Source organism: Acidimicrobiales bacterium, assembly GCA_036491125.1.
Taxonomy (GTDB): domain Bacteria; phylum Actinomycetota; class Acidimicrobiia; order Acidimicrobiales; family AC-9; genus AC-9.
Genome location: DASXCO010000073.1, coordinates 14,666 through 27,657 on the forward strand (window position 1 = coordinate 14,666; position 12,992 = coordinate 27,657).

The 12,992-nt window shown below is 65.9% G+C and carries 12 protein-coding genes; 5 read left to right on the plus strand and 7 right to left on the minus strand.

What is annotated here, in order from left to right; genetic code table 11:
• Genes VGF64_06240 through VGF64_06255 form a run of 4 tightly spaced genes read right to left on the minus strand, consistent with a single transcriptional unit; the run spans position 1 to position 4,510 of the window.
• Positions 1 to 972 carry an enoyl-CoA hydratase/isomerase family protein gene (locus tag VGF64_06240; GenBank protein ID HEY1634338.1) on the minus strand — a complete coding sequence of 324 codons (972 nt, stop codon included), beginning with the start codon at positions 970 to 972 and terminating at the stop codon, positions 1 to 3.
• 1 nt (position 973) lies between these two features.
• Positions 974 to 2,104 (minus strand): M24 family metallopeptidase, encoded by a 1,131-nt coding sequence (locus VGF64_06245; GenBank protein ID HEY1634339.1) that lies wholly within the window; start codon positions 2,102 to 2,104, stop codon positions 974 to 976.
• 7 nt (positions 2,105 to 2,111) lie between these two features.
• On the minus strand, positions 2,112 to 3,326 hold the full coding sequence (locus VGF64_06250; protein ID HEY1634340.1) for a Xaa-Pro peptidase family protein: 1,215 nt from the start codon (positions 3,324 to 3,326) through the stop codon (positions 2,112 to 2,114).
• A complete protein-coding gene (locus VGF64_06255; protein ID HEY1634341.1) occupies positions 3,326 to 4,510 on the minus strand; it encodes an amidohydrolase family protein in 1,185 nt (394 codons plus the stop codon). Before VGF64_06255 ends, VGF64_06250 begins: the two co-directional genes overlap by 1 nt.
• Before the next feature lie 125 nt (positions 4,511 to 4,635).
• On the opposite strand from VGF64_06255, the gene VGF64_06260 reads away from it, so the two are divergent.
• Complete coding sequence (locus VGF64_06260) at positions 4,636 to 6,312, plus strand: FAD-binding protein (GenBank protein HEY1634342.1); 1,677 nt, start codon at positions 4,636 to 4,638, stop codon at positions 6,310 to 6,312.
• 18 nt (positions 6,313 to 6,330) lie between these two features.
• A complete protein-coding gene (locus tag VGF64_06265) occupies positions 6,331 to 7,605 on the plus strand; it encodes a cytochrome P450 (protein ID HEY1634343.1) in 1,275 nt (424 codons plus the stop codon).
• A 30-nt stretch (positions 7,606 to 7,635) separates the two neighbouring features.
• Here the strand turns inward: VGF64_06265 and VGF64_06270 are convergent, their stop codons facing one another.
• Together VGF64_06270 and VGF64_06275 are read right to left on the minus strand one after the other, a co-directional pair.
• Positions 7,636 to 8,445 (minus strand): SDR family oxidoreductase, encoded by an 810-nt coding sequence (locus VGF64_06270; GenBank protein ID HEY1634344.1) that lies wholly within the window; start codon positions 8,443 to 8,445, stop codon positions 7,636 to 7,638.
• A 64-nt stretch (positions 8,446 to 8,509) separates the two neighbouring features.
• Entirely contained in the window at positions 8,510 to 10,834 is a 2,325-nt protein-coding gene (locus tag VGF64_06275; protein HEY1634345.1) for a CocE/NonD family hydrolase, read from the minus strand.
• 248 nt (positions 10,835 to 11,082) lie between these two features.
• Between VGF64_06275 and VGF64_06280 the strand changes: the two genes are divergently transcribed.
• The 3 genes from VGF64_06280 (at position 11,083) to VGF64_06290 (ending at position 12,678) form a co-directional block, all read left to right on the plus strand.
• Positions 11,083 to 11,604 (plus strand): nuclear transport factor 2 family protein, encoded by a 522-nt coding sequence (locus VGF64_06280; protein ID HEY1634346.1) that lies wholly within the window; start codon positions 11,083 to 11,085, stop codon positions 11,602 to 11,604.
• A 199-nt stretch (positions 11,605 to 11,803) separates the two neighbouring features.
• Complete coding sequence (locus VGF64_06285; protein ID HEY1634347.1) at positions 11,804 to 11,995, plus strand: hypothetical protein; 192 nt, start codon at positions 11,804 to 11,806, stop codon at positions 11,993 to 11,995.
• A 359-nt stretch (positions 11,996 to 12,354) separates the two neighbouring features.
• Entirely contained in the window at positions 12,355 to 12,678 is a 324-nt protein-coding gene (locus VGF64_06290; GenBank protein ID HEY1634348.1) for a hypothetical protein, read from the plus strand.
• 28 nt (positions 12,679 to 12,706) lie between these two features.
• Here VGF64_06290 and VGF64_06295 read toward each other — a convergent pair.
• On the minus strand, positions 12,707 to 12,992 hold a 286-nt coding region (locus VGF64_06295; protein HEY1634349.1), incomplete at its 5' end, for a helix-turn-helix domain-containing protein.

The following is a 12,992-nucleotide window of genomic DNA, read 5'->3' on the forward strand; positions in this document are numbered from 1 at the left end:
TCAGTCGGTTTCGGGGCGTCGGCGACCGGAGCCGCTCAACCGCCACTCAGGGGGGAACCCGCTGTCGTTGTCCTTCACCGCGACGTTCAGACCGGCGTCCATCGTCTCCATGCTCAGCGTTGCTCGCTTGCCGTCGTCGTCATCCCGGAGTATCCCGCCCATTGACTCGAGCCACGCACTGAGAAGGCTGCCCATGTACTCGCCCTGGTGCTGCTTCATCACCTCGAAGAACACCTTCTGCATGAACACGGTGTCGGTAGGGCGCGTGCGGGCGCAGGCGAGTGCGTACTTCTCCACCTCCCCTTCGAGGTCGTCGCGGGGAACGACGCTGTTCACGAAGTTGCAGTCATACATCTGCTCCGCCGTGAAGGGCCGGCCGGTGAACACCATCTCCTGGAACTTGCGCAGACCCATCGTCATCGCCCATTGCCACATGCGCGGTGCGTAGCCGACATAGCGGAAGGCCGGATGGCCGAAGAGGGCATCGTCGGACGAGATCACGAGGTCGGCATCGCCGGCCTGGTAGAAGTGCCAGCCGTAGCAGTAGCCCTTGACCTCGAGGATGCTGATCTTCTTGAAGTCCTGGAGGCTGCGGCACCCCGATCCCGTATTGCCGTACCAGTGCAGGAGCGACGCCCCAGCGCGGTACGAGCGCGAACTGGGCATCGTGACGTCGTCGTCATCCTCGAGCCCGAATTCCTCGCGCAGTGCCACACCCCTGGCCTGCTTCGCCATGAGCTCGTCGAGATCGGCACCGGTTCCGAGGTGATCGCCGATGCCACGCACGACGAGGACCTTGACGTCGTCGTCGATGCTCGCCTTGAACAGGAGGTCCGCGTATCGCCTGCGAGCCGCGATCGTCGGAATGTTGAGCTGATCGGGGCGGTTGAGGGTGATGGTCGCGATACGGGTGCTCGGATCCTTCTCGTAGAGGATGATCTCCTCGGGCGGTGGAACATCGGCTTCGGTCACGTCACAGGCTCCTTACCTCGCGGAACGGGTTCGTCGAGAGCAGCTCCGGCCCGGTCGCCGTAACGACGAGCGGCTCCTGGCCGTACATGGCGCCGACACCCTCCTTCCAGACGTATGCGGTCAGCGCCAGCACCATGCCTTCCTCGAACCGCTGCTCGGCAGCCGTGCGCGGTAGCGCGTGGGTCACGAGGGGAAGGTCGAACCCGAGTCCCAACCCTCGCGCCACCGGCATCGGGGGTGGCGGGATCCCCGCGCCCTCATATGCCTCGAGGAGGCCGGTCAGGGGCGAGCCAGACCGGCATGCAGCGAGGAGCCGGCCCCACAGCTCGTTCCAGCGCCGGGAAAGCTCACGGTCGATGGCGACATCGCCGATCGAATACGTACGGCCGAGCTCTCCGACGTACCCGCCCAGGATCACCCCGGCCTCGAACGCCACCAAGTCGTCCGGCTTGACCGGCGCGTCTCGACTCGACCGATGCCATGGATGCTCCCGCGACGTGATCCAGGCCACGTCCTGCGTTGCGGGGGTGGTAACGCCTGCCGACGCCATTGCCTCCATGAACACCCCCGTAAGCTGGCGCTCCGTGACCCCTGGCGCCAGCGCCGACAGGGTCTCGCCCAGCGAGCCTTCAGCGACGCCGACCGATGCACGGATGGCGTCGACTTCCTCGGGAGTCTTGATGCAGCGGGCCCTGCGCAGCAGCGGCTCGCCGTCGATGAGCTCGGCCGACGGGAACGCCTTCGGCAGAAGCTGAGCGGAAGACGGCGCCAGGGCGTCGGTGGCAATGGTCCGAGTGGTCGCGGCATTCTCGATGCCCTGGAGCGCCTTCAGGAAATTCATGGCGTTGAACGAGATCCCGTACAGGTTCTCGTGTGGGATGTCGTCCGGGACCCCTTCGTCCCAGGTGCTCAGCAGGTGGACCGACCCGGTCGCCCGCACGAGCACGCAGCCGGGGCCGAAGGCGCGCGAGCCGGCCGTCCACAGCCGTGGTGCACCCGACACATAGCGCGCGTTCCCTTCCCTTCCGACGACAAGCAGATCGACGCCCGCCGCCTCCATCTCGGCGAGCACGCGCGCCCGGCGGGCGAGCCGGAGGGCCGTGTCGTCAGGGAGAACTCCTGTGACACTCACTCGGTGCTCAGAAAGGATCGTAAGGGTAGTCGGTCATTGGCTCCCACCCGTCCTCGGTGATGAGGAGCACCTCCTCGGAACGGTAGCCAGCAGCGCCGTCCTCCCAGACGATGGGTTCGAGCACCAGGACCATTCCCTCGGCGAGGACGAGCGTCGCGTCGAACGCCTCGCCGATGTCACTCCCGACATACGGCATCTCGGCACTATCGATGCCGAGACCGTGACCGAGGTAGAAGTGGGGCATCCACGGCTTTATCCCACCGGCGGCATTCATCGCGGCAGCCGTCAGGTCGGCGGCGGTTGCTCCAGCACGGGTGACGGAGAGGACGGCGTCCATGATCGCTCGCCACCGTTCGAACTGGGCGCGCTGCCGAGCGTCCGGCTCGCGTCCCACGATCCACGTGCGACCGAAGTCGGAGTGGAACCCCGCGTAGCTGATCCCCGTGTCGACCCAGAGGACATCGCCCTCTTCGAGCTCTCGCTCGGTCGAGAGCAGCGGGCACGCGAGACCACCGGTGGTCGTCCATGGCCCGTCGGCGATGCGAGAGGGCATTACCTGCCAGATCGGGTCGAGGATGTTGGCATCCGCACCCGCGTCGAAGATTGTGCGCAGGAACGCCGCAGTGAGGTCGGTCTGACGGACGCCGGGCGCGAGGCGCGCCTGCACTTCGGCGATTGCACATTCGGTGATCCGCAGGCCCTCGCGCATGCACGACAGCTCGTCCGGTGTCTTTGTCGCCTTGACCCTGCTGATCACTCGTCCCCCGTCGACCGGTGCGTCGGGCGCGAACAGGATCGACCGCTCGCGGCGCAGCGCGTTGGTCCACTCGTCGATCGCGATCACAGCGTTGTGCGGCACGAGATCGGCCATGTGCTGCGCGAACAGCTGCACACCCTCGTCGAAGTCGAGATACACGGGACCATGGATGTGATCGGCCGGCAGGTCGGAGCGGAGGCGATCGTCCTCCCGCACGGGGGAGAAGAGGTGCGGCCACTCGTCGTCTCCGAGGACAAGCGCGACCGGTTGCTCGAAGTTCGCCCGGCCCGAGTCGGCGAGAGGCCAGATCGCGCCGGTCGCGTAGGCGACGTTGGTGTTGCCGAGCAGCAGGAGTACGTCGAGGCCCTGCTCCCGCATCACAGCGCGAACTCGGCCCAACCGCTCCCGGTGCATTCGAGCCAGATCCGCGCTCGGCGGGATCCGCGTCGGAGACTCGGATGCCATCAGCCCCGCGGGCAATAGTCCAGTCCGAGATAGCGCTTGATGTTGGCGTCGACGATGTCGGCCGCCACCTCGGGACCCACTGCGTCCACGACCGTCCCGAGGGACTCGTCGCTGTACCCGTAGGTGCTCTCGTTGTGAGGGAAGTCGGTGGACCACATCACCCGCTCGACGCCAATCTGGTCGACCAGCTCGAGCCCGAGCGAGTCGACCACGAATGATGCGAACATGTGCTTGTCCCAGTAGTACACCGGCTCGTGCTGCACCTTCAGGTTGGCGAGATGCTGAAACGAGGCCATGACGTGCTCCGCGTCCTGGAGGGCCGAGGGCACCCAGTTGATCCCGCCCTCGAACCACCCGACGCGAAGTCCGGGGTGTCGGTCGAGGATGCCGCCGAAGATGTACTTGCCGAAGGTGTCGCGGAACGGTGCCATGGACTGGAGCATCCCGACGCTGACCGCGTTGAACTCGTTCGGCGTCGCGGGCGGGTTCTCGCCGATGTGATGCGAGACCGGGACCTGGGCCTCCTCGATCGCCTCCCAGACGCCCCGCATCGCGGTGCTCGCGTAGTCAATCGGGTGCTTCTCCTGGTCCTTGCCCGGCGAAAGCGGCATGAGGAACGTCTTCAGCCCAAGCGCCTTCAGCTCGTTCACCGTCCGCCGAGCCCCCTCCGCGTCCCACCAGTTGATCAGGCCAACCCCGAAGATCCGGTTGCTCGATCGCTCCTGGACCTCCGCTATGTGCTCGTTATAGATCCGGAAGCAGAGCTCGCGGACCTCTCTGTCCGGCCATCCGAACAAGGCGAGAAGGGAGTTCGGGAACGCGAGCTCCTTGGAGATGCCCTCCGACTCGAGCGCCGCCAACCGCGCGTCGACGTCGCCGGTGTGGGACCCGGGCACAGGGTCGTACTGTGTCAGCACCTCGATGAACTCGGGCACGAGGATCGACTTCCCGTCCAGTCCGATCACCCACCCGCCATCGACATTCATGACGCGTGGCGCGCGCTCCTTCATGCTGTCGGGAAAGCGTTCGTAGAAGATGTCCTCGGCCAACGAGATGTGGTCGTCGGCAGAGAACACCTCGGTCCCGGCGGGCAGCCCGTGGTCAACGAGTCGACCGGGACGTCGATCCTTTGGCGCGCCGAGACCTTCGGATGGGTACGTCAGCGTCCTGGAGCTCGCGATCATCTGCCCCGCTTTCGCTCTTCGACGGGTCCCGGCAGATTACTACGGCGTCGTAGCAATCGTCAACAGACCCTGCTAGCTTGCGTCGAGTCTGAAGTAGTTCGTGGGGAGGCCAGAGAGGCCATGACATGACGACGTGGGACTCCACCGTCGATCTCGTGATCGTCGGGTCCGGCGGAGGAGGCATGGTCGCCGCGTTGACCGCGGCCGACGCTGGGGCGAGCGTGGTGGTGCTCGAGAAGCAGGAGCGGGTCGGCGGCTCGACTGCCATGTCCGGCGGGATCGTCTGGGTGCCGAACAACCCGGTGATGCGAGCAGAGGGGGTGCCGGACTCCTACGAAGACGCCATGGCCCACTTCGAAGCCGTGGTAGGCGACGTCGGACCGGGCTCCTCGTTGGAGCGTCGACACGCGTTCCTGACGGCGGGTCCGGAGATGATCTCGTTCCTCCAGGAACGCGGCGTTCGCTTCGTCCACTGCCCCGGCTACAGCGACTACTACTCGAGTGCAAAGGGTGGCCACGACGTGGGGCGGGGGATCGAGCCCGTGCCGTTCGACGGTCGAATGCTGGGTGAATGGCTCGGGAAGCTGCAGCCCGGGCTGGCCCAGAGCCTCGGTCTCGCCGTGATGACGAACGAGGCACGTTCCCTCTCCCATTACAACCGGAGCATCCGGGCCTTCGCGGTCTCCGGGCGCGTTGTGCTGCGAACCTATGCCGCTCGACTCCGACGCCAGGCACTGCTGACGAACGGTGCCTCGCTGATCGCCCAGATCCTGAACATCACGATCGCCCGTCGCCTCCCGGTCTGGACAGCAGCACCGCTCGATGACCTGATCGCCGAGGACGGTCGCGTCGTCGGCGTTCGTACCGTTCGAGCAGGAGCTCCCATGCTGATCCGCGCCCGTCAGGGGGTGCTGCTCGCCGCCGGCGGCTTTGCCCATAACCGCGAGATGCGCGAGCAGTACGGGGGCGATCAACCGAACAGGGCGAGGTGGTCCATCTCGAACCCGGGCGACACCGGCGAGGTGCTCCAGGCTGCCGTGCAACTCGGCGCGAAGACCGACCTGATGGACGAAGCGTGGTGGCTGCCATCTCCCCGAACGGGGAGATTCGGGCAATCGACCCTCGATCAGGCGCGTCAACGCCCTCGTACGATCTACGTCGATGCAGCCGGGCAGCGCTTCGTGAACGAGTCGAACTCGTACATGGAGGTGGGCAAGGCGATGTACGCGCGCGACAAGACGAGCCGGGCGGTCCCCTGCTGGCTGATCTTCGACGATCGTTATCGAAAGCGCTACGCGCACCAGCGCTCCAGCCCCGGTCGGTTCCCGCGCAAGCTGCTCGAGAGCGGGATGCTGAAGCAGGCATGGACCCTCGACGATCTCGCCCATATTTGTGGCGTCGACTCGTCGGGTCTGTCCAGCACCGTGGAACGATTCAATGGGAACGTGGCGAGGGGCATCGACCCCGATTACGGGCGAGGCGAGTCCGCCTACAACCGGGCGCTGGGCGATCCCAATCACAAGGTGCATCCCTGCCTCGGGCCGATCGACGAAGCCCCGTACTACGCCGTCCAGGTCGTGCCGGGTGACATCGGCACCTGCGGTGGTCTCGTCACCAACGAACACGCTCAGGTGGTCGACCAAGACGACCGGCAGATCGAGGGTCTATACGCCACTGGCAACGGCACCGCCACCGTCATGGGTCGTCACTACCTCGGACCCGGGGCGAGCATTGCCAACACGATGGTCTTCGGGTACGTCGCCGCTCGCCACGCCACCCGAGGGCACCGCACCGGCTCATGAAGCGGATTGAGAGTAACCATGAGTGAGCTCGAGAACGCCAACTTCTTCACCGACCGATCAATTCAAGATGACCCCTACCCCTACTTCGATTGGGTGCGGGAGCAGGGCCCGGTATGGCGGGACGCTCGTTACGGCCTGTTCGTGATCACGGGTCATGAGGAGGCGATGGCGGTTTATGCGGACCCCGCGTCGTTTCCACCGAATGACCCGCCGTCGGGGACGTTCTCATCGTGCAACGTGGTGAGCGGGCCCTTCGTCAAATTCTCCGCGCCGGTGGTGGGCGACGACATCAGTGACATCATCCTGAAATACCGGCACGAGCTGCCCTTCAGCGACCAGCTCCCTTCGTTCGACGCGCCGGGCCACACGGCGCATCGCCACCTGCTGTTGGGGCTCATCACGCCGAAGCGGCTGAAGGAGAACGAGGAATTCATGTGGCTATTCGCCGACCGCCTCATCGATGGGTTCGCCGATGAGGGATCGTGCGAGGTGATCGGCGCCTACGCGGAGCCCTTCACCCTCACCGTCATCGCCGACCTCGAGGGCGTACCCGAGTCCGATCACTCCCTCTTTCGGGATCAGCTGTCGACGGTTCACCAGGAGGAGATCGCTCACAAGCCGCTCGAGTTCCTCTACGCACGATTTAGCGAGTACATCGAGGATCGCCGCCAGAAGCCTCGAAAAGATGTACTGACCGGCCTGGCCGCCGCGACGTTCCCGGACGGCTCGACGCCGGAAGTGAAGGACGCTGCGCTCATTGCCGCCAACCTCTTCGCCGGCGGTCAGGAGACGACGGTGCGGCTGCTCTCCTTCGCGCTCCGGATGCTGGGCGAGCGGCCCGACTTGCAGAAGCTCGTCCGTGACGATCGTGACCGCATCCCCAACTTCATCGAGGAGACGCTTCGGCTCGAGAGCCCTCTCCGAACGCAGTTCCGAATGGCACGCGTCCCCACCAAGCTCGCCGGCGTCGACATCCCCGCAGGCGGAACGGTCATGCTCGTGCCCGGTGCCTGCAACCGTGATCCTCGAGTGTTCGAGAACCCGTACGAGTTCGACATCAACCGTGCGAACGCCCGACAGCACATCGCCTTTGGGCATGGCAACCACACCTGTGCGGGGGCGCCGCTCGCCCGGGCCGAGGGTCGGGTGACGATCAACCGCTTCCTCGATCGGACAACAGACATCACGATTTCCGACGAGCACCATGGTCCGGCAGGCGCTCGACAGTACGACTACCTGCCGACCTTCTTCCTCCGTGGCCTCGAATACCTTCACCTGGACCTGGCCCCGTGAGCTGACGGCGCGGCCAAGAATCGCCCAGGTTCACGACGAACTGGGTGACGAGCCCTCCGGCGGATTCGCCGTCGACATGATCAGCTTTGTCTGCGCATACGGCGGTCCGGCGGTCGTACCGCCGTCGATCGGGAACACGATCCCGGTGACCTGCGCGGCGCGCTCGCTGGCAAGGAACACCACGGCGTTGGCGACGTCTTCGGACCGCGCCTCTCGTTCGAGCGGTTGCATGTAGCGCAGCACCGGCCCCATCTCGTACGTGGTGATGCCCGTGCGGATGTGCGCCGGTGTGAGACAGTTGACCCGAATGCCGTAAGGGGCGAGGTCGATGGCCATGCACTTGGTGACATGGGCCACGGCTGCCTTCGAGGCCCGGTAGGAGATCATGCCGGCGCCCGCGTTGACGGCAGCGATGGAAGCGTTGTTGATGATCGATCCACCGCCGTTGTCCTTCATGTACCGCGCCGCGCGTTGCGAGCCGGCGAGCACCCCGAAGAGGTTCACACTCATGATGCGGGAGAAGTCCTCGAGATCGTCCGGCAGGAACCGCTTGAGCGGGCTACCGATTCCCGCGTTGTTGAACATGATGTCGAGGCCGCCGAAGCGTTCGACGGCGAAGTCCACCAGTGCCTGCACCTGGTCCGCATCGCTCACATCGGTCTGCCAGAAGGCGGCACCGTCACCGATTCGCGAGGCGACCTCGTGGCCTCGGTCCTCGTCGAGGTCCGCGATGACGACGCTCGCTCCCTCGGCCGCGAGCAGCTCGGCGGTCGCCTGACCGATGCCGGCCGCACCACCCGTCACGATCGCTACGTTTCCGGCGAGCTCCTGCAACCTCATGCCGCGATCATACGGTCTCGCAGCCTGCCTGCTCGCCAGCCGCGCTACGTGAGCTCGACCACACCTACGCCGGATAGGGCCGACACGGCTCGTTTCGCAGGCTCGGGCACGGTGGCAGACCGGTCGGCACGCTCACGCCTGGGACGACCGGGAGGATGAGGCCAGACGGCATGTTCTTGGAGAACGCGATCGAGACCGTCGCCGTGCCCGTCGGGGGTTCGGTCTGACCGAAGGACCACACCGGCTGGGTGCCGTTCGGGGCGGCGATCGTCACCCGCATGCGCGACCCGGCGCGGTACACGTGCCCCTCGTAGTAGAGCGGGATCACGACCTCGACGAATTGTCCCTGCGGCATCGGCCGCGCATCAGCGGCTCTCATGCTGAGCACGGGCTCGAGCAGGGTGCTCTTCTGGTCGAGCAGGTTGTTCTGGGTGTGGTCGAGCTTGCGCTCGCTGGCCCGCAACCAGCCGTTCTGGACGAAGCTCTCCTTGCCGTCCGGGCGAACCTCGCTGACCGTCGCCTGGAGGTCGACGTCGGGCGTCGACGAGCGGACCCAGAGGTGGACCGCTCCTGCCCCGATGACGGCCGTGTTCGTGGTCAGCGGCGCCGAGACGTAAGAAAGGGAGGTGTCGGGCGGGTTCTGGTTCCAGTTCCACTGCCAGGCCGAGGCGTTTGCCCACAGGCCGCCCCCGCCGGTGTTGGCCGAGTAGTCGGTAGGTGGGAGGGCGTTGGCGTTCGACGTGTACGAGTTGACGCCACTGCTCGTGGGCGGCAGCTCCCCCAGAGTGCTGGCGGGCTGGAGATACCACTGGCGGGCGGTAGTGCCAGGGATCGGGAACGACGAGAACGATTGCTCGAAGGCCGGATAGGGGTCGCCCGGCGTCGAGGTGCCGATCGGCGACTTGCCAGCGCCGTTGTCGAAGAGCACCCGGATCTCGGGGAGATCCTTGTAGGCGGCCAGGGCCGCCGAGTAGGTGGGGATCGTCTGGATCGGGTCAAGTGGCAGCAAGACCGGGTTGTTGACCCCCATCGCCTGTTGGTAGATGACCGGGGCGGCGACCCGGCTGGCCGCTTGGTTCACGATCGGCGCCTTATGGGCGACGAACAGCTCGAGGAAGTCGTACCAGCGGTTGAACGTAGACGGATCGAGCGAGTCGACGTGGGCGCCGTTCGTGAACGTGAACCACTTCTGATTCGTTCCGGTGAAGTGCGCGGCGAGATCAGGACAGTGCCCGCCCGTCTGCTCGTCCTCCCATTGGCAGGCCATGAACGTGGGCACCTTGATCTTGTTGACGAAGGTGATCGGGTCGAGCGGGTCCGCCACCTCGGGGATGTAGTGGGCGTTGGCCCGGATCTTCGCCAGCAGGTCGGTGGCCTCCCCGTGGAGGACCTGGTTCTGTTTGCAGGTCTGATCGCCCTGCTGGATCCGCTGGTAGGCCCAGCTCTGGCCGCCGTTGGGGCCGGCCGGGAGGGCCTCGTTCTGGCGCTGCTCCGCCCAGTCCACCGCGAAGCCGGTGTTGAGGATGCCGCCGGGGTACAGCGTCGTCGCCGTGGCGTCGATCGTCGACAGCGGTGAGATCGCTTCCAGGTCCGGCGGGTCGAGCTGCGCCGTGAACAGCTGGCTGATTGCGCCGTAGGAGATGCCCATCATGCCGACCTTGTTGCCGAGGACCCAGGGCTGGTGTGCGATCGTCTCGATCACGTCGTATCCGTCCAGGTTCTGCAGCTGCTCGAAGAAGTCGTACGCGCCACCGGAGCAGCCCGTGCCGCGCATGTTCACGTCGACGACTGCGAAGCCCATCAGGTTGGCGAGCACGGCGATGCCGTTCGTCGGGCCGGCCGGATCCGCGTACCCATAGCCCGAGTACTCGATCAGGGTGGGATACGGCGGGGCGTAATCGGGGCCGTTCGGGACGGGGAAGCCGGCCGGCAGCCCCGGCAGGCCCGCGGGGCTGGTCGGTGGGTGCACGTCGATCGCCAGCTGGGTGCCGTCGCGAGTCGCGAGATAGGTGTAGCCGCTGTCCGGGATCGTCTGGTTGTAGATCCCCGGGTCCCAGGGCGCCGGACGAGTGGACTGCACCGTCAGTGGCCCCGACTCCGCTCCGTTCGGGTACAGGCGCACCCGGTAGCCGCTGCCCGGGGGCACGTTGCGGAACACAAGTCCGCCGAGAGAGTCGGCGTGCTGGGTGTAGAGCGTCTTTCCACCAGACGTGACGAGCGACATCTGCGCGCTGGGCGCCAGCCCGGTCACGTAGACCTGTTCCGCGCTGCCGTGGGCGCTGAAGGTCGGAGCCGGCGCCGTCGCTGCCGAGGCGCTCGCTGGTGAGGTGCCGGCAGTGGCCGTCAGACCGAGGGCGATCACCGCGGCCATCGAGATCGCACTTCGCATACGACCCCGGCTGCGATCCCGAGCCACCATAAGCGTGATCCTGCCCATCGTCGCTCCCAGCTAAGCGCGTTGCCCTTCCTAACCTGGTACTTCGCCGCCACCGAGCTGCATTCCTAGCGCCGGCTTCCAAGAGCTCGAGATTGATGACGTGCGCGTCAGATGCGCTCATCTCTCTTTGTTCGGTGCCCCCCTGCGCGCGACACTTGGCCCGAAAACCCGTGGTCGCTGATCCAGGAGGGACTAGAGCGATGACGCTCCGCACCAGGCTGCTGGCGGGGGCGGTCGTGGCGGGAGCTCCGTCACTGTACAAGGCCGCCGTTCGAACGCTGATTCGTCGGAACATTCAGGCTTTGAACAACGGAAACTACGGGCCCGCACTGGCAATGTTCGACGAAGAGGCGAAGCTCACGTTTCCCGGAGACAACTCATGGGCCCGTCAGTTTCGCGTCCCCCAGCCCGGTCGGGAGCCATCCCCGACTCACCGGGGCCGCGCCGAGATCGAGACTTTTCTGCGAACGTACGTCGACAACCGTATCCAGATGGAGGTCGAGGACATTCTCGTCAACGGCCCCCCGTGGGACACCCGGGTGGCCGTGCGGGTCCACGACTGGATCCCGGGCGCTGACGGCAGCGACGTCTACAACAACCGCGCCGTGCTCATGGTTCGCACGTCCTGGGGCAGGGTCCGGAGTCAGGAGGACTACGAGGACTCGGAGAGAGCTGCGGCGCTCGACCGTCACGTTGCCACTGTCGCCAGCGACGGCTCTTAGCCACCTCGGCATCGGCCGGTCCACGATGCCGGCGGCCGCTGGAGGAGCGACGTTCCCTGCTCTGTCGAACTCTGTACGGTAGCGTACAAAAGGTGTAACGTCGGGTGGCGAGCAAGGAGGCCGATCGTGAAACGGATCATTCGAACCACGAGGGCCGCGTTCCCGACGAAGCGCTGCCGGTTGCACAAGGAGCCGGTCGGTGCTTGACGACGCCTCTGCAGATCAGGTCCGGGAGTTGGCGATCGGGTCGCACGTGCTGGAGGCTCAGGTGCGGCGCGCCATTCTGGGCCAGCTCATGGCCCAGAGCAATCAGGTGGTCGGGGCCAAGGAGATCCTGGATCTGGCCGAGGCGTTCGCCTGGGTCACGAATCCGGGTCAAGCCCACGGCTGATCGGCTCCACCGACCTCCCCCGACCTCGCCGCGACCGCGCCATCACGGTCGAGCTTCATTGCCTTGACGTCGGAGGTGGTAGGGTAAAGGTTCGCCCCTCGGAGGGGTGTCCCCGCAGTTCTGCTGACGGACTGCCCTGTCGCCTCTTCTCGATTGACGATGAGGTCGCGTGCAGTATTCGGTTTCGATGTGTGGCGGGTCGCGGTGCGGCATCGTCCCGCTGTCACGGGGGAGCGCCGAGCTCTGGACGTGTTCCCGGACCGAATTGAGGTCTGTCGCCTCGCCGTGGTGTCAGGGCACCGTCTGGACCAAGCACCGCGCAGGCTTGCGGGTACGACAAGTGGCGCCGGGAGGCAGCAATGGACAACGACACATCCGCAGAAGTTGAGAAGGACACGTCTGGTCGCGATGACCAGGTCCTCGAGCTTCGCAACGCAGGGCAGTCGTTCGCTGCCATAGCCAAGACGGTCGGCTACGGGCGGGCATCGGAGACGAGAGAGGCATTCAATCGCGCACTACGACGTCGGCCCGTCGAGGTGCGCGACGCCCTCCGCCTCCAAGAGATGGTTCGACTCGATGCGATGGCCGAGGTCTTCCGCAACAGCCCCAAGCTGGACGAGGAGGAGATCGCTCAACGCCTCCGAGCCGTTGACCAACTCCGAACCAGATTGATGGCGGACTGACGTCCACCGAACTGGGGAACCACGTCAGTCAGACGAGCCGGTCGAACACTTCCCTGAGCACCCGGTAGCAGTCGCAGGAGGCGTTTTCGAGCCCCCGGCGATCAGTGATGGTGATCCGACCGCGATGAAACCGGATGAAACCGGCCTGCTGCAGGATGCCAGCCACGACCGTGACCGAGGGGCGTCGGACACCGAGCATCTGGGCCAGGAACTCCTGGGTCAGGGGGAACTCGTCCGAGCCGACCCGGTCATGGGTGAGCAGCATCCATCGGGCGCAGCGTTCCTCGATCGAGTGCAGGCCGTTGCAGGCCACC